This window comes from Mesorhizobium sp. M7A.T.Ca.US.000.02.2.1 (assembly GCF_003996995.1).
Lineage (GTDB): Bacteria > Pseudomonadota > Alphaproteobacteria > Rhizobiales > Rhizobiaceae > Mesorhizobium.
The window spans coordinates 1-23,096 of the sequence record NZ_RZTT01000024.1 but is presented as its reverse complement, the minus strand read 5'-3'; the positions used below and the strand labels follow the sequence as shown (position 1 = coordinate 23,096).

General features: G+C 63.1%; 19 protein-coding genes. 8 read left to right on the top strand and 11 right to left on the bottom strand.

Translation table 11 applies throughout. The annotated features are described in order from the left end of the window. Nucleotides 1-6: 6 nt before the first annotated feature. From EOD15_RS04230 to puuE, 7 genes are all read right to left on the bottom strand, one after another. Nucleotides 7-966: an ABC transporter permease gene (locus EOD15_RS04230; RefSeq protein WP_127289704.1), complete on the bottom strand. Its 960-nt coding sequence runs from the start codon at nt 964-966 to the stop codon at nt 7-9. 16 nt (nt 967-982) lie between these two features. After that, nucleotides 983-2,569, bottom strand: a complete 1,587-nt coding sequence (locus EOD15_RS04225; protein ID WP_127321466.1) for an ABC transporter substrate-binding protein — start codon at nt 2,567-2,569, stop codon at nt 983-985. Between the two features lie 154 nt (nt 2,570-2,723). After that, entirely contained in the window at nt 2,724-4,709 is a 1,986-nt protein-coding gene (locus EOD15_RS04220) for a CocE/NonD family hydrolase (protein ID WP_127321465.1), read from the bottom strand. An 82-nt stretch (nt 4,710-4,791) separates the two neighbouring features. Further along, entirely contained in the window at nt 4,792-5,385 is a 594-nt protein-coding gene (locus EOD15_RS04215; protein ID WP_127269858.1) for a nucleoside deaminase, read from the bottom strand. A 67-nt stretch (nt 5,386-5,452) separates the two neighbouring features. Beyond that, a complete protein-coding gene (locus EOD15_RS04210; RefSeq protein WP_127408319.1) occupies nt 5,453-5,929 on the bottom strand; it encodes an ureidoglycolate lyase in 477 nt (158 codons plus the stop codon). After that, nucleotides 5,926-6,789, bottom strand: coding sequence for a bifunctional allantoicase/(S)-ureidoglycine aminohydrolase (locus EOD15_RS04205; protein ID WP_127321372.1), 864 nt, complete (start codon nt 6,787-6,789; stop codon nt 5,926-5,928). Before EOD15_RS04205 ends, EOD15_RS04210 begins: the two co-directional genes overlap by 4 nt. A gap of 10 nt (nt 6,790-6,799) precedes the next feature. After that, nucleotides 6,800-8,218 (bottom strand): allantoinase PuuE, encoded by a 1,419-nt coding sequence (puuE, locus tag EOD15_RS04200; protein ID WP_127321371.1) that lies wholly within the window; start codon nt 8,216-8,218, stop codon nt 6,800-6,802. A 202-nt stretch (nt 8,219-8,420) separates the two neighbouring features. On the opposite strand from puuE, the gene uraH reads away from it, so the two are divergent. The 4 genes from uraH to xdhC all read left to right on the top strand — a co-directional run bounded on the left by uraH (nt 8,421) and on the right by xdhC (nt 13,724). Further along, entirely contained in the window at nt 8,421-8,795 is a 375-nt protein-coding gene (gene uraH, locus EOD15_RS04195; protein ID WP_127321370.1) for a hydroxyisourate hydrolase, read from the top strand. A gap of 3 nt (nt 8,796-8,798) precedes the next feature. Next, nucleotides 8,799-10,280: a xanthine dehydrogenase small subunit gene (gene xdhA, locus EOD15_RS04190; protein WP_127321369.1), complete on the top strand. Its 1,482-nt coding sequence runs from the start codon at nt 8,799-8,801 to the stop codon at nt 10,278-10,280. Beyond that, a complete protein-coding gene (xdhB, locus tag EOD15_RS04185; protein ID WP_127408320.1) occupies nt 10,280-12,640 on the top strand; it encodes a xanthine dehydrogenase molybdopterin binding subunit in 2,361 nt (786 codons plus the stop codon). Before xdhA ends, xdhB begins: the two co-directional genes overlap by 1 nt. Nucleotides 12,641-12,713: 73 nt before the next feature. Continuing rightward, nucleotides 12,714-13,724, top strand: a complete 1,011-nt coding sequence (xdhC, locus tag EOD15_RS04180) for a xanthine dehydrogenase accessory protein XdhC (protein WP_127322166.1) — start codon at nt 12,714-12,716, stop codon at nt 13,722-13,724. On the opposite strand, the gene EOD15_RS04175 is transcribed toward xdhC, so the two are convergent. The 3 genes from EOD15_RS04175 to EOD15_RS04165 form a co-directional block, all read right to left on the bottom strand. Next, complete coding sequence (locus EOD15_RS04175; protein ID WP_127322165.1) at nt 13,721-14,986, bottom strand: LLM class flavin-dependent oxidoreductase; 1,266 nt, start codon at nt 14,984-14,986, stop codon at nt 13,721-13,723. The two genes, xdhC and EOD15_RS04175, sit on opposite strands and share 4 nt — an antisense overlap. Continuing rightward, nucleotides 14,983-15,996, bottom strand: a complete 1,014-nt coding sequence (locus EOD15_RS04170) for an LLM class flavin-dependent oxidoreductase (protein ID WP_127322164.1) — start codon at nt 15,994-15,996, stop codon at nt 14,983-14,985. Before EOD15_RS04170 ends, EOD15_RS04175 begins: the two co-directional genes overlap by 4 nt. A 103-nt stretch (nt 15,997-16,099) precedes the next feature. Further along, nucleotides 16,100-17,020, bottom strand: a complete 921-nt coding sequence (locus EOD15_RS04165; RefSeq protein WP_027039874.1) for a LysR family transcriptional regulator — start codon at nt 17,018-17,020, stop codon at nt 16,100-16,102. A 162-nt stretch (nt 17,021-17,182) separates the two neighbouring features. On the opposite strand from EOD15_RS04165, the gene EOD15_RS04160 reads away from it, so the two are divergent. The 4 genes from EOD15_RS04160 to EOD15_RS04145 all read left to right on the top strand — a co-directional run bounded on the left by EOD15_RS04160 (nt 17,183) and on the right by EOD15_RS04145 (nt 21,679). Next, complete coding sequence (locus EOD15_RS04160) at nt 17,183-18,400, top strand: urate hydroxylase PuuD (protein WP_127408318.1); 1,218 nt, start codon at nt 17,183-17,185, stop codon at nt 18,398-18,400. Between the two features lies 1 nt (nt 18,401). Continuing rightward, nucleotides 18,402-19,718, top strand: coding sequence for a guanine deaminase (gene guaD, locus EOD15_RS04155; protein ID WP_127322308.1), 1,317 nt, complete (start codon nt 18,402-18,404; stop codon nt 19,716-19,718). Nucleotides 19,719-19,913: 195 nt separating this feature from the next. After that, entirely contained in the window at nt 19,914-20,417 is a 504-nt protein-coding gene (locus EOD15_RS04150) for a heme-degrading domain-containing protein (RefSeq protein ID WP_127322307.1), read from the top strand. Then, nucleotides 20,414-21,679 (top strand): glycerate kinase, encoded by a 1,266-nt coding sequence (locus EOD15_RS04145; protein ID WP_127322306.1) that lies wholly within the window; start codon nt 20,414-20,416, stop codon nt 21,677-21,679. The genes EOD15_RS04150 and EOD15_RS04145 overlap by 4 nt, the downstream gene beginning before the upstream one ends. A gap of 63 nt (nt 21,680-21,742) precedes the next feature. Here the strand turns inward: EOD15_RS04145 and EOD15_RS04140 are convergent. After that, nucleotides 21,743-23,096: UdgX family uracil-DNA binding protein (locus EOD15_RS04140; RefSeq protein WP_127408317.1), on the bottom strand; the 1,354-nt coding region annotated here is incomplete at its 5' end.

Sequence of the window (23,096 nt, the reverse complement as noted above, 5' to 3'; positions counted from 1 at the left end):
CGCCCCCTATTTCGGATGTCTGAGACGCGGATTGGCGACGATCGCCGCTATGTCCGCAATGATATTCAGGCTGATATAAACGGCGGCGAAGATCAGGCCGACCGCCTGCACCACCGGCACGTCGCGTTTGGTGACGTGGTCGACCAGATACTGCCCCATGCCCGGATAGACGAAAATCACCTCGACCACGACGACGCCGACGATCAGGTAGGCGAGGTTGAGCATGACGACGTTGATGATCGGCGCGATGGCATTGGGGAAGGCGTGCTTGCGGATGACGTTGAAGGCCGACAGGCCCTTCAGTTCCGCCGTCTCGACATAGGCCGACTGCATGACATTGAGGATCGCCGCGCGTGTCATGCGCATCATGTGGGCGAGCACGACCAGCGTCAGCGCGGCCGCCGGCAGAGCGATCGCCTGCATGCGCTCGCCAAAAGGCATGCCGTCATAGACGGTCGAGATGCCCGGGAAGATTTGCCATTTCACGGCGAAGAAATAGACCAGCACATAGCCGATGAAGAACTCGGGAAAGGAGGTCGAGGCCAGCGCCAGCCCGGAGATCAGCTTGTCGACCCAGCCATTGCGGTAGCGCACCGCGATCAGGCCGAGAATGATCGCCAGCGGCACGGCGACGATCGCCGCCCAGAAGGCGAGAAACAGCGTGTTCCACAGCCGTCCCTTGATCGACGTGGCGATATCCTGCCCGCTCGACATGGCCGTGCCGAGATCGCCGGTCAGCACACCGCCGAGCCAGCGGAAATACCTGATATAGGCCGGATCGTTGAGGCCGAGCTGCTCGCGCAGATTGGCGAGCGACTCCGGTGTCGCCGATTGTCCGAGAATGGCTTGCGCGACATCGCCGGGCAGGATCTGGGTGCCAGCGAAGATCAGGACCGAAACGGCCAACAAGAGGAGAATGCCCAGCGCAACGCGCTGGGCCACCAGTTTCAAGATGGGTGAGGACATGTCCGCAAGGCCAAGCTCAGGCTTCGAGCCAGCACTTCGCCAGCGCGTAGCCGTTCATCAGCTCCTGATGCGGATCATCGACCCAGCCGCCGACCTTGGCGCCGGTAGCGTCGATGAACTGGTTGAACATCGGCAGGATCAGGCCGCCCTCGTCTCGTACCAGGACAGCCATGTCATGGTACATCTGCTTGCGCTTGGTCTCGTCGAGTTCGGCGCGCGCGGCCAGCACCATTTTGTCGAAGTCCGGGCGCTTGAAACGCGTGTCGTTCCAGTCGGCGGTCGACAGATAAGCGGTGGAGTACATCTGGTCCTGGGTCGAGCGGCCACCCCAGTAGGAAGCGCAGAAGGGCTGCTTGTTCCAGACCTCGTTCCAATAGCCGTCGCCGGGCTCACGCTTGAGCTCGATCTTGATGCCGGCCTTGGCAGCGCTCTGCTGGAAGAGCTGGGAAGCATCGACGGCGCCCGGGAAAGCGACGTCCGAGGTGCGCAGCAGGACCGCGCCATCATGGCCCGACTTCTTGAAGTGGAACTTGGCCTTGTCGGGATCGTACTTGCGCTGCTCGATCTCGGTAAACAGCGGATAGGACGTATTGATCGGGAAGTCGTTGCCGAGCGAGCCGTAGCCGCGCAGGATCTTGTCCAGCATTTCCTCGCGGTCGATGGCCAGCTTCAGTGCCATGCGCAAATCGGCGTTGTCGAACGGCGCCGTGTTGCAATGCATGATGAACACGTAGTGGCCGGGACCCGCGTGGTTGCGGATGGTGACGCCCGGCAGGCGCTTGATCAGATCGACGATCTTTGGCTCGACGCGGTTGATCATATTGACCTGGCCGCCCTGCAGGGCGGCCGTGCGCGCCGTCGCATCGTTGATGACGATGATCTCGATCTGGTCGGCGTGGCCCATCTTGTCGCCCTGCCAGTAATTGGCGAAACGCTCGCCGCCATGGCGCACGCCGGGCTCATTGGTCGTGATCTTGTAAGGACCGGCCGAGATGCCTGCGTCGGCCTTGTCCTTGCCGCCATTCGGTTGGACGATCAGGTGATAGTCGCTGAGCAAATATGGCAGATCGGCATTGGCTTCCTTCAGGGTCAGCACGACTTCCTTGCCGCTGGCCTTGATGGTCTCGATGCCCTTCATGTAGCCGAGCGCGCCGGATTTCGACTTCTCGTCGGAATGGCGCTCAAGTGTGGCGGCCACATCCTCGGCGGTCACCGTCTTGCCGTTGTGGAATTCGACGCCGTCGCGGATCTTCAGCGTCCACACCTTGGCGTCGTCCGACGAGCCGATCTCCTCGGCGATGCGGTTCTCGAGCTTGCCTTCCGGCGAAAGCTCGACGATCAATTCGCCCCACATCTTGCCGAAGGCGAACGGCACCTGGGTCATGAACAGTGCCGGATCAAGGCTGTTGGTGGACTCGCCGCCGACAAGTCCGGCCTTCAGTGTACCGCCCTTGACCGGACCTGCCGCGCGTGCAGCGCTTGAAAGCAGCGAGTTGGCGAAGGGTGCGGAGATACCGAGCGCCGCCGCCCGGCCGAGAAAATCACGACGGCTGAGTTTGCCCGACGCGACACGCCGGCTAAGAAATTCCAGTTCGTTCGACATTTTGAGTTCCTCACTCTGTTGGTTCGACTCTGCGGTCGTTTTTCTTGTTTCTTGTGAGGAGAATAATGACCGCAAGGGAAAGCGGTAAGCAAGACCGAATGCGACATGCCGTGGCGTAAATCGTACGTCGCAATTGGACCAATGAACTCGGTGCTCAAAGAAGCGCGCGCGGCACCTTCTCCTCGAAATTGCGCTCGAAGACGAGCGTTTCGTCCTCATAGGCCTCGATTCTGGCGCTGACGATGAAGTTTTGCGCGTCCGACCGCATTTCGGCTGTCGTTTCGGTGCGTACCGACCATCCGTTTCGCGACAGGGTCTGCGTCCAGTGCGTCTTCCCCGAGGCCGACAGCGGATCATCGGGGTGGATCGTCCAGGTCTCGCGGGCGATGCTGCCATTGGCCAGGCCATGAGCGAGATCGCGCACCTCGCCGAAATCATCAACGATGGAAAGCGTCACGATTCCCGTCTTTTCGTCACGATCGATATGGCGCTCGGAATTGCTGGCGCGGACCGTCTCCGTTGCCCAGGGAGTGGCACCTTCCGGCTCGGCGAACGCCGCTTCGTCGTCTGTCGCCAGCGGCCGCAGCGGCAAGCGGAGCGTCGCCGCCGACAAGGTCAGCCGGACCGGCTCCGGCGACGGCCAGATGGCAGGCCAATAGGCGTTCGAAACGGCAACGCGCAGGTGGTGGCCGGCAGGCACGCGGTAGGCGCATTGATCGAGCACTACGCGCGCAGACACGGTTTCACCCGGCACCAGCGCCTCCGGAAATTCGTGCGAATTGCGGTGCGTCAGATTTAGTACGCCATAGGAGATCAACTCCGAGGCGCCGTCGGGATGCACATCGCAAAGCCGGACCGCGATGTTGGCCTGCGGACGATCAGAGGATAGCTGCAGCTCGACCTCCGGGGCGCCGACGATGTCGATCGGCTCGCTGAGTTCCGGCTGGTCGAAACACGCCGACAGGGCATCGTCGGGGCGCTGATCGCCAGGCAGTTCGGGGCCGAAGGTGAAAGGAAAATACTCGCCGCCGGCCAGGCCGCAGCTTTGCGGCGAGGCCACGATGGCGGGTTTTTCCGTTGCGGGGATCAGATCGACCGTCTGCGTCTTGATGTTGGACGATGGCCATTCCTGCTCCGCCACCCAGCGGCCAGGCCGCTCGGGGTGCCAGCGCGCTGGGCGCACGCTGTCCATGACATAGGCGCGGTAGGCCGGGTCGGACTCGACACCGGTGTCGACACCCTTCAGCCAGCGGTCCCACCAGCGCAGAGCCTCCTGCAGGAAGCCGATGGCGGGTTTTGGTCCTGCGTAGTGCGGGTATTTGTGGATCCATGGCCCGATAATGCCCTTGACCGGGGCTTCGATGTTGCTGGCCAGATGCGAGACCGTGTTGCGGTAGCCGTCATGCCAGCCGCCGATCGACAGCACCGCGGCTTTGACGGCGGAGAAATCCTCGCAGATCGAGCCGCGCTTCCAGTAGGCATCACGGTGCTGGTGTTTCAGCCACAGCGGCGCCAGGAAGGATTGGTTCTCCAGCCGGGTCAGCCACAGATCGCGCCATCTGTTGTCGCCGGCCAGCAGCGGGTCCGGTGGCCGCGACGAGTAGGACAGCATGGTCGAGGCCCAGCCGAAGTTCTCGATCAGCAGGCAGCCGCCCTTGTAGTGGATGTCGTCGGCATAGCGGTCGACGGTCGAGCATAGGCTGATCACGGCTTTCAGCGCCGGCGGCTGCTTGGCCGCCACCTGCAGGCAGTTGAAGCCGCCCCAGGAAATGCCCATCATGCCGACATTGCCGTTGCACCAGGGCTGGCTTGCCGCCCAGGCGATGACGTCGCAGGCGTCCTGCAATTCCTGCTCGGAATACTCGTCGTCCATCAGCCCTTCGGAATCGCCATTGCCGCGCATGTCGACGCGGATCGAGGCATAGCCGTGGCCGGCGAAATAGGGATGCGTCAGCTGATCGCGAAAGATGGTGCCGTCGCGCTTGCGGTAGGGCAGATGCTCGAGGATTGCCGGCACCGGATCGTCGCCGGCATCCTCCGGCATCCAGACCCGCGCCGAGAGCCGGCAGCCATCCGGCATGACGATCCCCAGGTCCGGAAACTCGATGACCTTGCGGGGAAATTCGGTGACGGTTTTCATGGCATGCTCCAGGATCGCCAGATGATGGAGCCGGTGGGGTCGCGTCGTGGGCCAGCCAACGAATTCGGCTGGTCAATCCGCGTCAATTCAGCGGAATGTCGTTATCGTCCTTATTCGCCTGATAGACGCCGGACAACTCATCGTAGCGCGCCGAAATCGCGCCGATACGTGTTTCCAGCCGTTGCCGCTCGGCTTCGGGCAAAGTTCGCACCAACCGACGTATGGAAAAGCTCTTCCAGTAGGCATTCTCGGCATTGTAGCCGCCGGGATCGAGGGTGAAGACCTCTTTCAGGATTTTCAGGTCGTGCGGGATGGCAAAGCTGTCGCGCGAATCCTCGTGGCTGAACAGATAGTAGAAATTGTCGAAGCCGGTCCAGGTGATAGCCGACAGGCAGAGCGAGCAGGGTTCGTGCGTGGCGATGAAGATGGCGTCTTTCGTATCGACGCGTTCAGCCCTGGGCATTTCGTAGAAGCGCTTCAGGCAGTGCACCTCGCCGTGCCAGAGCGGGTTTTCCATCTCGTTGTTGGTTTCGGCCAGCACCAGCGACCGGTCGTCCTTGCGCAGGATCGCGGCGCCGAACAGCTTGTTGCCATGGGTGACGCCGTCGGCCGTCTTCGGCACGATGTCGTGCTCGATAACGTCGAGCAGGCGGTCGATCAGCGAAATATCCGTCATCAGGGGGTCTCCTGCCGCATGTCGCCCAAAGTGCCCCCGGGTTTGGGGTAACGACACGCACAAAAAATTAAGGGAGATGGATCTCGTAGGCGTGCGAGAAATGGAACTCTTCGAGGTTGGAGCCGTCGCCGCCACGGTCGACGATCAGGAAATCCTGAGGCTCGCCGAGCGGCGTCAGCACGCCATGCCAGAGATTGCGCCGGTAATTGATGCCTTGTCCGGGTGCGGTGATGAAGGCATGCGGCTCATCAGGCCCTTGCTCGCCATCATGGCAGACGACGACCAGAAAGGGGCGCGGCGACAGCGGAATGAAGGCCTGGCTGCCAAACGGGTGGCGCTCGACCATGCTCAGCTTCAACGGCAGTTCGTAAGGCGTGCCGCGCACCATCGAGATCAGCACGCGGGCGTTCAGTCCGGTCGCCTCGTGATAGCGTTCGGCCCTGCCGCCATTGATCGGGTAGTGGTTGTCGCCGCCCATATCGATGACGTCGCCGAACGGAGCAAAGCTCTCGCGGGTCAGTGGCCGCGCAATGATCCGCGTCACGGCGTCCGCCCAGGGAAACCGGCGCCGCCGAGCTTGGCGTGCCGGTTGACGTCCTTGTAGAGCAGATAGCGGAATTTGCCCGGGCCGCCCGCATAGCAGGCCTGCGGGCAGAAGGCGCGCAGCCACATATAGTCGCCGGCCTCGACCTCGACCCAGTCCTGGTTGAGGCGATAGACCGCCTTGCCCTCCAGCACATAGAGCCCATGCTCCATGACATGGGTCTCGGCGAAGGGAATGACCGCACCCGGTTCAAGCGTGACGATGGTCATGTGCATGTCGTGGCGCAAATCGGCTGGATCGACGAAACGCGTCGTCGCCCAGCGGCCCTCGGTGCCGGGCATCGGCGTCGGCGCGATCTCCTGTTCGTTGGCGAAGAAGGCTTCCGGCACATCGAGACCGTCGACCGCCTCGTAAGCCTTGCGAATCCAGTGGAAGCGCACGTCGGCCTTGCTTTCGTTGCGAACCATCCAGCCGCTGGCCGGCGGCAGGAAGGCAAAGCCGCCGGGCCGCAAGACATGCTTCTTGCCGGCAAGCAGAACCGTCAGTTCGCCTTCGACCACGAACAGCGCGCCTTCGGCACCGGCATCGGGTTCCGGCCGGTCGCTGCCGCCGCCTGGCGCAACCTCGACTATGTATTGCGAGAACGTCTCGGCAAAACCCGACAGCGGTCGCGACAATATCCAGACGCGGGTCTCGTCCCAGAACGGCAAGGCACTGGTGACGATATCCTGCATCACACCCCTAGGAATGACGGCATAGGCCTCGGCGAAGACGGCGCGACCGGTCAGAAGCTCGCTCTGGCCGGGGAGGCCGCCATGTGGTGCGTAATAGGTTCGCTCGGGCATTCTGATCGTATCCATGGGTTCAAACTTATTGCGGAAGCATGTCCTTGAGGCGGAGCAGCGCGATGCGCTCGACCTGTTTGCAGGCGGTCTCGAACTCGACGCCGCGGCTGTTGCCGATGCGCGCCTCGAACTCCGCCAGGATTTCCTCCTTCGTCTTGCCCTTCACCGCGATGATGAAGGGGAAGCCGAAGGTGGTGACGTAGGCGGCGTTGAGCTTGGAAAACAGTTCGCGCTCCTTGTCGGTCAGAGCGTCGAGGCCGGCCGAGGCCTGTTCCCTGGTCGATTCCGCCGTCAGCCGTTTGGCCTTGGCCAGCTTGCCGGCAAGGTCGGGATGGGCGTTGAGCACCGAAAGCCGCTCGGTTTCGCTGGCGGAGCGGAAGATGCGGCAAAGCGCATTGTGCAGACCGCCTGAGGTGTCATGCGCCGGGCCCAGTTCCAGTTCATAGGCGCGTTCGGCGATCCAGGGCGAATGCTCGAACACGCCGCCGAACGTGTGGACGAAGGTCTCGAATTCCATCTTCGATGGGCGGAGCGCCGGCGGTTGATAAGGATTGACCTCTTGCCAGTGCCTGGCGATGTCGATGCGCCTCGCCAGCCAGACCTTGTCGTGCGACTTCACATAATCGACGAAGCGCTTCAGCGCCGCCACCCGGCCCGGCCGCCCGACGAGGCGGCAATGCAGGCCAATGTTCATCATGCGTGGCCGGCCGGCCTTGCCCTCGGCATAGAGCGTGTCGAAGCTGTCCTTCAAATAGGCAAAGAACTGGTCGCCCGAATTGAAACCTTGCGGCGTGGCGAAGCGCATGTCGTTGGCGTCGAGCGTATAGGGAATGATGAGCTGCGCGCCGCCCTCATGCTCGAACCAGTAGGGCAGCTCGTCGTCATAGGTGTCCGACACATAGTCGAAACCACCTTCTTCCGCCACAATCCGCACTGTGTTGATCGATGTGCGACCCGTATACCAGCCGGTCGGGCGCGCGCCGGTCACTTCGTAGTGCAGCTTGATCGCCGCCTCGAGGTCGCGGCGTTCATCCTCGGCGCTGTGGTCGCGGTAGTCGATCCATCTCAGCCCGTGCGAGGCGATCTCCCAGCCGGCTTCCTGCATGGCCGCCACCTGATCCGGCGAACGGGCGAGTGCGGTGGCGACGCCGTAGCAGGTGATCGGCACTTGCGACTCGGTGAACAGCCGCAGCAGCCGCCAGAAGCCGGCGCGGGCACCGTATTCGTAGATGGATTCCATGTTCCAGTGACGCTGGCCCACCCAGGGTGCCGCGCCGACGATTTCCGACAGGAAGGCTTCAGACGCCTTGTCGCCATGCAGCACGCAGTTCTCGCCGCCTTCCTCGTAGTTGACGACGAACTGCACGGCGACATGTGCCCCGCCAGGCCATTTCGGGTCCGGCGGATTGGCTCCATAGCCGCGCATGTCTCTGCAGTAACGCATCGTCCCTCCCGCCGGGCACGGCCCGAAGTATGATCAGGATATCGAAAGGGTGCTTCTCGCATTCCCCCGAAAATTTTTGAAAGTGTTTTTGTCGCACTCCGCTCGACCGGGACTTATGCATCGCCTTTAATTGGCGCACAATTCACTGTTGATACTTGATCGTACCGGGCCAATTCGCTCGTACCGGAAATGGAGGCGGCCAATGGCAGAAACGTCGAATGCCGATGGCGGGCGTCTGACGACCCATGTCCTCGACACGGCGACCGGCAAACCGGCGGCGGGACTGTCGATCGCGCTTTATCACCTCGACGGCAAGGCACGGACACATTTGAAGACCGTTGTCACCAATGCCGACGGCCGTTGCGACAAGCCGCTGCTCGCCGGCGCGGAGTTCCGCACCGGCGAATACGAACTGGTCTTCGCCGCCGGCGACTATTTGCGCCAGCAGGGGTTGAGCCTGCCGAAACCGGCCTTTCTCGATGTGATACCGATCCGCTTCGGCATGGCCGAGCCCGTGCACTATCATGTGCCACTGCTGGTCTCGCCTTACGGCTACTCGACATACAGGGGGAGCTGAGGCATGGCCAAAATCAGCATCCGCAAAGAAATCCGCTTCATCCTCAACGGCAGGGACGTCGCGCTTTCGTCGGTGGCGTCAGACGCGACCCTGCTCGACTGGCTGCGGCTAGAGCGGTCGCTGCGCGGCACCAAGGAAGGCTGCGCCGAGGGTGATTGCGGCGCCTGCACCGTGTTGGTCGGCAAGCTCTCGGCCGGCGGGCTGGTCTATGAAAGCGTCAATGCCTGCATCCGTTTCCTCGGCTCGTTGGACGCCACCCATGTCGTGACCGTCGAGCATCTGCGCGGCGTATCAGGCCAACTGCATCCGGTGCAGCAGGCGATGGTCGATTTCCACGGCTCGCAATGCGGCTTCTGCACGCCGGGCTTCGTCATGTCGCTCTATGGCCTGTGGATGAAGTCATCGAATCCGTCGAACGCGGATATCGAAAAGGCCTTGCAAGGCAATCTCTGCCGCTGCACCGGCTACGAGGCGATTATCCGCGCGGCGCATGCCATTTCCAGCTACGGTAAGGCGGCGGAGGATCCGCTGGCCGCGGAGCGCAAGGCGATCACCGAGAGGCTCGAGGCCCTGCATGACGGCGCCCGGGTCGAGATCGGTTCGGCCAAGGCGTGGCTGGTCGTGCCGGCCGATGTCGACGATTTCGCCGCCGTGCTGGACAAGGAACCCGGCGCCACCATCGTTGCCGGCTCGACCGATGTCGGCCTATGGGTGACCAAGCATATGCGCGATATTTCGCCGGCCATTTTCATAGGCAATCTCGACGGACTTTGCACCATCTCGGAAGACAAGGGCGTCATTTCGATCGGCGCCGGCGTCACCTACACTGACGCCTTCGCGACGTTGGCGAAGCGCATCCCGGCGATGGGGCCGCTGTTCGACCGCATCGGCGGCGAACAGGTGCGCAACATGGGCACCATCGGCGGCAACATCGCCAACGGCTCGCCGATCGGCGACACGCCGCCGCCCTTGATCGCGCTTGGCGCAAGCCTCACCCTGCGCAAGGGCAAGAAGCGGCGGACGATCCCGCTGGAGGATTTCTTCATCGCCTATGGCAAACAGGACCGGCTCTCAGGTGAATTCGTCGAGGCCGTGCACGTTCCTATTCCTCCCAAGGCCACAAAATTCGCCGTCCACAAGATCACCAAGCGCCGCGATGAGGACATCACCGCGGCCCTCGGCGCCTTCTTCCTGACGCTGGCCAAGGACGGCACGGTGGCGGAGGTGCGCATCGCCTATGGCGGCATGGCGGCGACGCCGAAGCGGGCGTCCTCTGTCGAAAAAGCGCTGCTCGGCAAGCCGTGGACCGAACAGGCAGTTGAAGCGGCGATGGCCGAATATGCCAGGGATTTCACTCCGCTGACCGATATGCGGGCCTCGGCCGAATATCGCGCACTGGCGGCGCGCAATCTCTTGCTGCGCTTCTTCGCCGAGACCAGCGGCACCAGAGAGCCGATCCAGGTTTCGAGGCACGAGGCGGCATGATGAACAAGCACGCTGCCCCCAACCTCAAGGCTGAAAAGATCGCCGGCGGCGTTGCCACCGATCAACGGCATGACTCCGCCCACAAGCATGTCAGTGGCACCGCCGTCTATATCGACGACATGCCGGAACCGGCCGGCACGCTGCATGGCTGCCTCGGGCTTTCCAGCGCCACGCATGCCACGATTACCAGCATGGATCTTTCTGCGGTGCGCACAGCGCCCGGCGTTGTCGACGTGCTGACGGCCAAGGACGTGCCCGGCGAAAACGACATTTCGCCGACCGGCCGCCACGACGAGCCGGTGCTTGCCGACGCCAAGGTGCAATTCTATGGCCAGCCAATCTTCTGCGTCATTGCCGAGACGCGCGAGCAGGCGCGTCGCGCGACGCGACTGGCCAAGGTCGAATACAGGGAATTGCCCTTCGTCACCGACATCGGCGCGCTTGACCCGAAGAAGGACAAGCTCGTCACACCGCCTCTCACGCTGAAGCGCGGCGATGCCGCTACAGCGATCCGTCAGGCGCCGCGCCGGCTAAAAGGAAAAATGCGCATCGGTGGCCAGGAACACTTCTACCTCGAAGGCCATATCGCCATGGCCATTCCGGGCGAGGACCAGGACGTCACCATCTATTCCTCGACCCAGCATCCGAGCGAAGTCCAGCATATGGTCAGCCACGCGCTCGGCGTGCCGAGCAACGCCATCACGGTGGAAATCCGCCGCATGGGCGGCGGCTTCGGCGGCAAGGAGACGCAGGGCAACCAGTTTGCCGCATTGGCCGCGATCGCCGCGAAGAAACACCATCGCGCCGTGAAAATCCGGCCCGACCGCGACGACGACATGATCGCCACCGGCAAGCGTCATGATTTCCTCGTCGACTACGAGGTCGGCTTCGATGACGAGGGCAATATCCTCGGCGTCGATTTCATGTTCGCGGCGCGCTGCGGTTTTTCGTCGGACCTTTCCGGCCCGGTGACCGATCGCGCGCTGTTCCACTGCGACAACACTTATTTCTGGCCGGCGGTGCATGCCCAGTCGGCGCCGCTCTACACCAACACCGTGTCGAACACCGCGTTTCGGGGTTTCGGTGGCCCGCAAGGCATGGTCGGCGCCGAGCGCGTCATCGACGAGGTGGCCTTTGCCGTCGGCAAGGATCCACTCGAAATCCGCAAAAAGAATTTCTATGGCACCAGTGGTGATTGCGAGGGGGGCCGCAACGTCACGCCCTACCACCAGACCGTCGAGGACAACATCATCCAGCGCATCGTCGCCGAGCTGGAGCAAAGCGCCAGCTATGCGCGGCGGCGGCGCGAAATATCGGCCTTCAACGCCAACAGCCGCTTCATCAAGCGGGGCCTGGCGCTGACGCCGGTCAAGTTCGGCATCTCTTTCACCGCCACGCATTACAATCAAGCCGGCGCGCTGGTGCATGTCTACACCGACGGTTCGGTGCATCTGAACCATGGCGGCACCGAAATGGGGCAGGGCCTCTATATCAAGGTGGCGCAGGTGGTGGCGGAAGAGTTCCAGATCGACCTCGACCAGGTCAAGATCACCGCGACCACGACCGGCAAGGTGCCGAACACTTCGGCCACGGCAGCGTCGTCCGGCTCCGACCTCAACGGCATGGCGGCGCAAAATGGCGCGCGCCAGATCAAGGACCGGCTGACCGATTTCGCCGCCGAAAAATACCAGGTGCCGCGCGATCAGGTGCTGTTCCTGCCCAACCGGGTGCGCATTGGCAACCAGGAAATTGCCTTCGCCGACCTCGTCAAGCAGGCCTATATGGCGCGCATCCAGCTGTCGGCGGCGGGGTTCTACAAGACGCCGAAAATCCACTGGAACCGCGACAAGGGCGAGGGCCGCCCCTTCTATTATTTCACCTATGGCGCCTCGTGTTCGGAAGTTTCGGTCGACACGCTGACCGGAGAATATATGGTCGAGCGTACCGATATTCTCCATGACTGCGGGCGCTCGCTGAACCGAGCTATAGACATCGGCCAGATCGAGGGCGGCTTCATCCAGGGCATGGGCTGGCTCACGACGGAAGAACTGTGGTGGGACGCCAAGGGCCGGCTGCGCACGCATGCGCCGTCGACCTACAAGATCCCGCTCGCCTCCGATCGGCCGAAGATCTTTAACGTCACCTTGGCCGACTGGCCGGAAGCGGGCGAGCCGACCATCCACCGCTCCAAGGCGGTCGGCGAGCCGCCGTTCCCGCTCGGCATGTCGGTGCTGCATGCGCTGTCGGATGCGGTGGCCAGTGTCGCCGACAACAAGATTTGCCCGCGCCTCGATGCCCCCGCCACACCGGAGCGCGTGCTGATGGCGATCGAGAGGCTGAAGAAAGAGGCCGTCGCCTGAGTCTGGCGCAAGGTCGGCAATGCGTGCAATCCGGGCCGAAAAAACCTATATTTCCCGCACGGGAATGCGAATGATGAATTCGAAAGTGCAAAGCCTGAGAGACTTCCTTGCCAGCGCCGACCGGATTGCCCTGGTCGAAGTGGCTGGCACAAAAGGTTCGACGCCACGCGAGAAGGGCGCATTTATGCTCGTCTCGCGGGCGGCGATCTTTGGCACGATCGGCGGCGGTCAGCTCGAATACATGGCAATCGACAAGGCCCGGCAGATGCTCTTCTCCCCCCTTGAGGGGGAGATGTCGGCGAAGCCGACAGAGGGGGTCCTATCAGAAGGCACCGCCAGGGCGTTGAGCCCGGTCGATCCGACCCCACCCGGCAGCTTCGCCGCCACCCTCCCCTCGAGGGGGAGGGGAACCCGCATCGAGGTTGACAAAGTCTGCGCTACCCTGGACGTCCCGCTAGGCCCGGAAATCGGCCAATGCTGCGGCGGGCGCGTCGAAGTGCTGATCCGGCTCGCCGATGCAGCCCTTGCCGCCGATCTGGTTGCGGCTGCGGAAGCTGAGGAGGCTCACTTGCCGCGTGTCTACGTCTTCGGCGGCGGCCATGTCGGCCAGGCGTTGGCGTCGACGATAGCACTTCTCCCCGTGCATTGCGTCGTCATCGAGACGCGGGCCGAGGCACTGGAAGGCATGCCGGAAACCGTCGAGACCAGGCTGACAGCTATGCCGGAAGCGATGGTGCGAAATGCCCCTGCCGGCGCCTGCTTTGCCATCCTCACCCACGATCATGCGCTGGATTTCCTGATCGTCGCCGAGGCGCTGAAGCGCGGCGACACCGCCTATGTCGGCATGATCGGCTCGAAGACCAAGAAAGCGACGTTCAGGAACTGGTTCCTGAAATCAGCGGCAGGCAGCGAAGCCGAGTTTGCCCGCCTCGTCTCGCCGATCGGCGGCGATACGGTCAAGGACAAGCGCCCGCAGGTCATCGCGGCGCTGGCGGCAGCCGAGATCATGACAGCGCTGGTCAGTCACAACGCACCCTCAAGTGCCGACCATCAAATTCCGCATGGCAGGGTGATGGCAGGCTAGGCTGCGCCGCAGTTAACCGGCTGTTTCAAACCCAGTTGGTCGCGCAATGTGCGGCCCTCGTACTCCTTGCGGAACAGGCCGCGTCGCTGCAGTTCCGGCACGACGAGCGTGGCAAAGGCATCCAGTTCGCCCGGGAAATATGCGGGCATGACGTTAAAACCGTCGGCCGCACCGCTCTCGAACCGCGCCTGCAACTCGTCGGCGATTTGGGCCGCCGTACCGACGATGCGCCAATGTCCACGCGCGCCGGCGAAATGGCGGGCAAGCTGGCGAATGGAAAGGTTGTCGCGGCGCGATTGCTCGATGACCAGCGCCTGCCGACTTTTCATCCCCTCGCTCTCCGGCGGGTCCGGCAGCGGCCCGTCGATCGGATAGCGCCACAGATCGGAGATGCTGAGATAGCTGGACAGCAGCGCCACACCGACGTCGTCGGGGATCAGCGCCTGTAATTCCTCATATTTTTCACGGGCCTCCGCTTCGGTCTCCGCCACCACTGGCGCGACGCCCGGCATGATCTTGATGTCGTCAGGCTCGCGCCCGTAGGCCGCCAGACGTCCCTTGAGGTCGTCGTAAAAGGCCTTCGCTTCCTCGAAGGTCTGCGCCGCGGTGAACACCACGTCGGCGGTGCGGGCGGCAAGGTCGCGGCCGACATCCGAGGCGCCGGCCTGGACCATGACAGGCGCGCCCTGCGGCGAACGCGGCAGATCGAGCGGGTCGCGAACCGAAAAGCTCTGGCCGTCATGGCCGGAGGCCTTGCCGTGCCACAGGCCGGTTACCACCTCGGCGAATTCACGCGCGCGCTCATAGCGATCGGCATGGGGCTTGAGGCCGGTCGAGCCGAAATTGGCGGCCTCGATGGGGCTGGCCGAGGTGACCAGGTTCCAGCCGGCCCGGCCGCCGCTCAGATGGTCGAGCGACAGGAAGGTTCGCGCCAGGCCATAGGGCTCGTTGTAGCTTGTCGAGGCCGTCGAGACGAGGCCGATGCGGCTGGTCTGGACGGCAAGCGCCGAAAGCAGGCTGATCGGCTCGAAGCCGATCGAGCGCGACGTCTGGCTGGCAATGCCGATATTGGCTTCGCGCAGGCCGGCGGCGTCCTCGCAGAAGATCATGTCGAACTTCGCCGCCTCCGCCGTGCGCGCCAGCTGGATGTAATGATCGATGTCTATGCCGGCGGTGACGTGCACCTTGGGATGGCGCCAGGCCGCGATGTGGTGGCCTGTCGCCCACAGGAAGGCGCCGAGCTTGATCTGGCGAGCGGTCATCGGTCACCTCCGCCGGCAAGCCCGAGATGCGAGCGCAACGTCGTGCCGCGATAGTTCTCTCGAAACAGGCCACGCTGCCTCAGTTCCGGCAAAACCAGATCGACGAAATCGTCGAGCGCTGAAAGCTGTGCCGGCATCAGGATGTTGAACCCGTCGCAGCCTCTCGCCCGGAATTCCTTTTCCAGCCTGTCGGCGAGGGCAGCCAGCTTACTATTGGCGGTAGGCGCGACGTTTGTCAGCACTTTCACAGCGTCCGGATCGCGTCCGCACCCCGTGACACGGCGCCGGATATCGTCGTAGCGTTCTGTCGTGCCGTCCAACGGTCCGTCATCCAGCAGGATGACATCGGCGGTGCGGGCGGCAATATCCAGGTCGGCTTCGCTCAGGTCCGACAAGACGAGCACTGGCGTATCCTGCGGCGAACGGGCGACGTTCAGCGGTCCGCGCACGGAAAAGAACCCGCCCTTGTGGTCGAGCAGATGCATCTTTTCGGGGTCATGGAAGCGGCCGCCGCTCTGGTCGAACAGCAGCGCGTCCGCATCCCAGCCCCGCCACAGACCTTGCACGATGCCGATATATTCCTCACTGCGACGGCGGAAATCGTCAGGCGAAAATCCCTCGGGCCGGCTGAAATTGGCTGCTTCCCGTGGCGCTTGCGTCATGGTTGCGTTCCAGCCACTGCGGCCATGGCCGATAATGTCGAGCGAGGCGAAACGGCGCGCCAGATTGTATGGCTGGTGGGCGACGGTCGATGCCGCGGCGACGAGCCCGATCCTGCTTGTGACAGTCGCCAATGCGGCCAGCAAAGTGGTCGCTTCGAAGGGCATCGGGCTGTTCGCGGCACCGCCGCCGGACGCCGGTGCGGAATCGGCAAGCAGCACCATGTCCAGGCCCGCTGCTTCGGCCTTTTGCACGAAACCAGTCAGGCGGCTGAATCCCGGTTCCGGCGATGGATCGGCGATCCCCGGAAACAGCGAAACGGCAAGATGCATTGTGGCGCCGCTGTCCATCGATGGTGCCTGCGAGACGAAATACCACCCGAACTATGTTCGCCACTTCAGGGGATGGCAACCGGTGGCGCTGGGCCAACCGCCGGTCACGTGGAGGCCAGCATTATTTTCCAGCTAGCAGATCGTTGATCAGTCGCTGGCAGCGCTCGGCCATGAAGTCGAGCAGCAGCCGCACTTTTGGATCCTGCAGCTTCTTGTGCGGATACACGGCGGCGAACTGCACCGGTGTCGGCGGCGTGCTGCTCAGGATCACCTTCAGCCGCCGGTCGCGGATGAACGGCTCGACCTCAAAGCGCGGCTTGTTGATGATGCCGCGGCCTGAAAGCGCCCAGCCGGTCAGCACGTCGCCATCGTCGGTGTCGTAGGGTCCGTGTACCTCGAACTTCTGCGGGCCCGTGGGGGTCTGCAGCGTCCACACATATTCGCGCGCGCCGGAATAACGCAGCATCAGGCAGTCGTGCTTCTTGCCGATCAGTTCCTGCGGCTCGATCGGTTCGCCGCGCGCCTCGAGATATTTCGGCGCCGCCACCAGCACGCGCTCGCATTCCATGATGCCGCGCATCCTGAGGCTGGAATCTTCGATGATGCCAAGCCGGAAGGCGACATCGATGCCTTCCTTCATGATGTCGACATTGTGGTCCGAAAGCCTCAGCCTCACCTCGATGTCTGGGTATTTGTCGTGAAAATCGGGAATGCCCGAGGCCACCAACCGACGGCCGAGGCCCAAGGGGGCGGTGACGCGGATGGTGCCGCGCGGCTGACCGGAAAGCGCCGAGACCGCGGCTTCCGCTTCGGTGATCGCCTCCAGCACCTGCTTTGCGCCCCCGTAAAAAACCGTGCCATGCTCGGTCGGCATCAATTGCCGCGTCGTGCGGTTGAACAGACGCACGCCCAGGTGCTTCTCCAACTCCTTGATGCGGTTGGAGGCGACCGCCGGCGAAATCCGCATGTCGCGCCCGGCCGCCGACAGATTGCCGAGTTCGACCACGCGAACGAAGACGGCAATGTTGTCGAGATAGGCCATGCGGTTTCGTGGCTTTCCTGAGGCCGCCTTCGGGCGGCTCCCATCCTGCTGCGTGTAACTACCCTAGTATTTTCCATTTTTTTTTGAAAGTCATCGTGCACCTCGCCTCTTTCCGTTTGCGCTCCAACCCGTAAAGTCGCCCAATCGGCAGGGACGATTTCAATGATGGATTTCGCGATTTTCTGGGACTGGCTGAGTTTTGCCGTGCGCTGGCTGCACGTCATCACCGGCATCGCCTGGATCGGCTCGTCCTTCTACTTCGTCGCGCTCGACCTCGGCCTGCGCCAGCGTCCCGGCATGCCCGTCGGCGCCTTCGGCGAGGAATGGCAGGTGCATGGCGGCGGCTTCTACCACATCCAGAAATATCTCGTGGCACCAGCCGAAATGCCGGAACACCTGACCTGGTTCAAATGGGAATCCTACGCCACCTGGCTGTCCGGCTTCGCCATGCTGTGCGTCGTCTACTACGCCGGAGCCGATCTGTTCCTGATCGATCCCAACGTGCTGCCGATGTCGGTGCCTACAGGCATCCTGCTGTCGCTGGCAACGATCGGCGTCGGCTGGGTGGTCTATGATCTGCTGTGCCGCTCGCCGCTGGGAAAAAGCGATACCGGCCTGATGCTGGTGCTCTATTGCGTGCTGGTGTTCATTGCCTGGGGGCTGACGCACCTGTTCACCGGCCGCGCCGCCTTCCTGCATCTGGGCCCCATCACCGCCACGATCATGTCGGCCAATGTCTTCATGGTCATCATCCCAAACCAGAAGATCGTTGTCGCCGACCTCATCGCCGGCCGCAAGCCCGATCCGAAATATGGCAAGATCGCCAAGCAGCGTTCGCTCCACAACAATTATCTGACGCTGCCGGTGCTGTTCCTTATGCTGTCGAACCACTATCCGCTGGCGTTCGGCACTGAGTTCAACTGGGTCATCGCCTCGCTGGTGTTCATCATCGGCGTGCTGATCCGGCACTATTTCAACTCTGTCCACGCGCGCAAGGGCAATCCGACCTGGACCTGGATGGCGGCACTCGTCCTGTTCATTGTCATCATCTGGCTGTCGACCGCGCCGAAGGTGCTGACCGGCGAACCCAGGGAATCGGCGGCGGCGCAGATCTATGTCGCTTCGGCGCATTTCCCGGCCGTGCGCGACACCGTGCTCGGCCGCTGCTCGATGTGCCATGCGGCGGAGCCGGTCTACGAAGGCATCTATCATGCGCCGCAGGGCGTGATGCTCGACACCGACGCGGATATCGCCAACCACGCCCGCGAGATCTATCTGCAGGCCGGCCGCAGCCACGCCATGCCGCCCGCAAACGTCTCGCAGATCACCGACAAGGAACGGGCGCTGCTGGTGGCCTGGTTCGAAGGCGCGGGGAAGTAGCATGACCTCGACACTCCTGCGCGGCCGCACGCTTTCCTTTGTGCGCTGGCCGCAAACCATCGATGATCATGCCGCCTGGCGCTACGAGGAGGATGGTGGCCTGCTGATCCGCGACGGCAGGATCGTCGCCGCTGGCACCTATGCCGATGTTGAAAAGCAAGCCGGCGAGGTAGCGAAAAAAATCGACCACCGGCCGCATCTGCTGCTGCCCGGCTTCATTGACGCGCATGCGCATTTTCCGCAGATGCAGGTCATCGCCTCCTATGGCGCTGAGCTGCTCGACTGGCTGAACACCTACACTTTTCCGGAGGAAACGAAGTTCGCCAACGCGCAACATGGCCGCCGTATCGCGCGGCTGTTCCTCGACGAGATGGTGCGCCACGGTACAACGACGGTCGCCGCCTACTGCTCGGTGCACAAGGCTTCGGCGGAGGCCTTCTTTGCCGAATCGCATGACCGCAATATGCTCAACATCGCCGGCAAGGTGATGATGGATCGCAATGCGCCCGACGGCGTGCTCGACACGCCGCAATCGGGTTACGACGACACGAAGGCGCTGATCAAGGAGTGGCATGGCAAGGGACGGCAGCTTTATGCCATCACGCCGCGCTTCGCCATCACCTCGTCGCCGGAGCAGATGGAGATGGCGGCCGCGCTGTGCCGCGAACATCCCGATTTGCACATGCAGACGCATCTGTCGGAGAACCACGCTGAGATTGCCTTCACGCAGGAACTATACCCGTGGTCGCGCGACTATACCGACATTTACGAGCACTACGGGCTGTTGGGGAAAAAGAGCCTGTTCGGGCACTGCATCCATCTCTCGGAGCGCGAAGCGAGTGCGCTTTCCGACAGTGGCTCGGTGGCGGTGTTCTGCCCGACCTCCAACCTGTTCCTTGGGTCCGGCCTGTTCGACTATCAGCGCTTTCGTCGCCGCGACAAGCCGCTCCGCATCGCCGCCGCCACCGATGTCGGCGGTGGCACCAACTACTCCATGCTGCGCACCATGGACGAAGGCTACAAGGTGATCGCGCTGAACGGCGAGAAGCTCAACCCGTTCCAGTCCTTCTGGCAGATGACGCGCGGCAATGCCGAGGCGCTGTCGGTGGCGGAAAAGATAGGCACGCTGGATGAAGGCAGCGATGCCGACATCGTCGTGCTGGATGCCAGGGCGACGCCGGCGATGGGGCTTAGGATGGAAACGGTCGAGACGCTGGCGCAGGAACTGTTTCTCCTGCAGACGCTTGGCGACGACCGCACTGTCCGCGAGGTTTATGTGGCGGGGCGCGCAGCCAAGGCGGATATGATCGCGGGGTAAGACCCCTCACCCGGATTGCCAACCGAATTGCGAAGGGCAATTCGGGACAATCCGACCTCTCCCCGAGGGGAGAGGAGGAAGCCGAGGCCCGTGCTCGTCTCTTCTCCCCTCGGGGAGAAGGTGGCCGCGACGACGGGACCTTGACCGGGCGGAGCTTGTCGTACACACGATTTGTGACGATTTCGGAGAACAAAAATGGCCGCTGCGGACGACATCGCTCTGATCCAGAAGCAGGAAGAGACGCTGGTCTTCCCGGCGTTCGACGAGGCCGTCGCCTTCGAGATCGGCGCGGCGATCCGTGAGCGGGCACTGGCCGAGGCCATGCCGATCATTGTCGATATCAGGCTGTGGGATCGGCCGCTGTTCTATGCCGCGCTGCCGGGCTCGAATGCTTCCAATCCCGACTGGGCGCGGCGCAAGATCAATGTGGTCAAACGGTTCCTGAGAAGCACCTATCGTATGGTGTTGGAACAGCAGCGCCCGGACCGCAGCTTCAAGATCGGCGAAGGGCTGGATATTGCCGACTACGTGCTGGCCGGCGGTGGCTTTCCGGTGACCGTCAAGGGCGCCGGCGTCATTGGCGTGATCGCCGTCTCGGGACTGCCGGAGCGCGAGGATCACGGCGTCGTCGTCGATGCGCTGTGCGATCATTTGGGCGTCGACAAGCGCGGCCTGGCATTGCCTCCGGAAGCCGAATGACCGTGCTTGATCCCAAGACATTCCTGATCTCCATCTTCGACGCCGCCATCGCCGCCGCCGATCCGGAGCGAACCATCCGGGATCATCTGCCGGCCAAGCCAAAGGGCCGTACCATCGTCATCGGCGCGGGCAAAGGCTCGGCGCAGATGGCGGCAGCGTTCGAGAAAGTGTGGGACGGCCTCATCGATGGGCTGGTCGTCACCCGCTATGGCTATGGCGCGACCTGCGAGCGCATCGAGATCATCGAGGCGGCGCATCCGGTGCCGGACGCTGCCGGTCTGGAAGCCTCGCGGCGCCTGCTCGCCAAGGTCCAGGGTCTGACTGAGGATGATCTGGTGGTGGCGCTGATTTCCGGCGGCGGATCGGCGCTGTTGCCGTCGCCGGCCGGCAGCCTGACGCTGGCCGACGAGATCGCCGTCAACGAGGCGCTGCTCGCCTCGGGTGCGCCGATCGCGGCGATGAACACCATCCGCAAGCACCTTTCCACCATCAAGGGCGGCAGGCTGGCAGCGGCCGCATGGCCGGCCAGGGTGGTGTCTCTGATCGTCTCCGATATTCCCGGCGACAATCCGGCAATGGTCGCCTCCGGCCCGACCGTACCGGATACAGGCAGCCGCGCCGACGCGCTGGCCTCGATATCGGCCTATGGCATGAAACTGCCGGCTTCGGTGATGGCGCATATCAATTCGCCGGCCGCCGATGCGCCAAGCCCGGATGACGAGCGTTTTTCGCGCAACGAGGTGCATCTGATCGCTTCGGCCGGGGTATCGCTGGAAGCCGCCGCTGCGGAAGCGAAACGGCAGGGTGTCGAGGCCGTTATCCTCTCCGATGCCATCGAGGGCGAAGCGCGCGAGGTGGGCGGCGTCCATGCCGCGATCGCGCGCGAAGTGGCGACGCGCAACCGACCATTTTCGAAGCCGGTGTTGGTCCTGTCGGGCGGCGAGACAACCGTCACGCTACGGGCAAAAGGCAAGGGCGGCCGCAATTCGGAATTCCTGCTCGCCTTTGCTATCGGCATCAACGGCGTCGAAGGCATCCACGCATTGGCCGCCGACACCGATGGCATCGACGGTTCGGAAGACAATGCCGGCGCCTTCGCCGATGGCTCGACCGTGTCGCGCATGCGCTCGGCCGGTGTCGATGCCAAGGCCATGCTTGCCGGCAACAATGCCTGGACGGCCTTCAACGCGGTTGGCGATCTCTTCGTACCCGGCCCGACCGGCACGAATGTCAACGATCTCAGGGCAATTCTGATCAGGTAGCTGAAGCAATTCCAGGAAAAGTGTGAAGCGGTTTTCCGTCCGGAATTGCGAAAAACAGACTGATCAGGCGGCCATCAGCCGCTTCACCTGCTTCATATCCTGCAGGAACCGTTCGCGTTCAGCCTCCTTGTCCGCGGGTTCGCGGATGCGCAGAATGAAGGAGGGATGGATGGTGATGAACACGCGCAATCCGTCCTCGCGCTCGATCACTTGTCCGCGCATCTTTGTCACCGGGATCGCCTTGCCGAGCAGCGACATCGCCGCTGTCGCGCCGAGTGCCACGGCGAGGTTCGGCTTGATCAGCTCGAATTCTTGGTCGATCCACCAGCGGCAGGCCTGAATCTCACCGGAATTCGGCTTGGAGTGGATGCGGCGCTTGCCGCGCGGCTCGAACTTGAAGTGCTTGACCGCGTTGGTGACATAGACCTTTTGCCGATCGACACCGGCATCATCCAGGATCGCATCGAACACCTTGCCGGCCGGACCAACGAAAGGTTTGCCGGCGAGATCCTCCTGATCGCCTGGTTGTTCGCCGACGAAGATCACCTTGGCATTGTCGGGACCTTCACCGAAGACGGTCTGCGTCGCGTCGCGCCACAGCGGGCAGCGGCGGCAGCCTTTCGCTACCTCACGCAACTCGGGAATCGTGTCTGCATCATCTTCCGGTGCTTCGGCGGGCTGCTTCGGCCAATGCCGTGCCTGCACCTTGGCGTGGTGCGGCGCGGGTGTTGTCGGCATCTTCGCAATCATGTCCTTGGCGGCCTTGTCCGCTCCTGCGATCATGTCTGGAATGAGCGAGGCCTCGGGAAGGTTCCGCCAATATTTCTTCGGCATCTCCTTCTGCATGGCTTTCACCTTCAGCCGTGCCGGGTTGAAGATGTTCTCGAAATAGATGCGCCACAGCGCCTCGGTATCGTCCTGATCAGGCGCATCGCCCTTGGCCGCGCCCGGCCCGATCGCCAGCCTTTCGCCATCCCAGTCGGCGGAGGCATAGGGCGTCAGGATCGTCCAGCGCATGCCGGTGAAACGCCTGACGAAGAAATCGGCGTTGCGCTCGACGATGAAATGATCCGGCTCGAACCAGGCGACATAGCGCTCATCGGCACCGTCGCCGATTTTCCGGAAGCGTACGAAGGCGTGCATCTTGTGGCTGTCGCGCCGCACCGCCTTTTCCATGGCCTCAAGCCGCCTGGTGTCGGGGTCCGACGCGATTTCCAGCAGTTTAGGCTCGTCGCGCAACCGCCAGAGCATTCGGTAGAGAAAGGCAAACCGGCCGGGATCGGAATGGCAGAACGCCGTTTCGGCATGCCCGATGAAGTCGCGCGGCACGACGAGTTGCGCGCCCGCAGGCACTTCGGGCAATTCTGCCTGATCAGAGCCCGGCGCGACATGCCAGTCGACGTCCTCGGGCCTGACC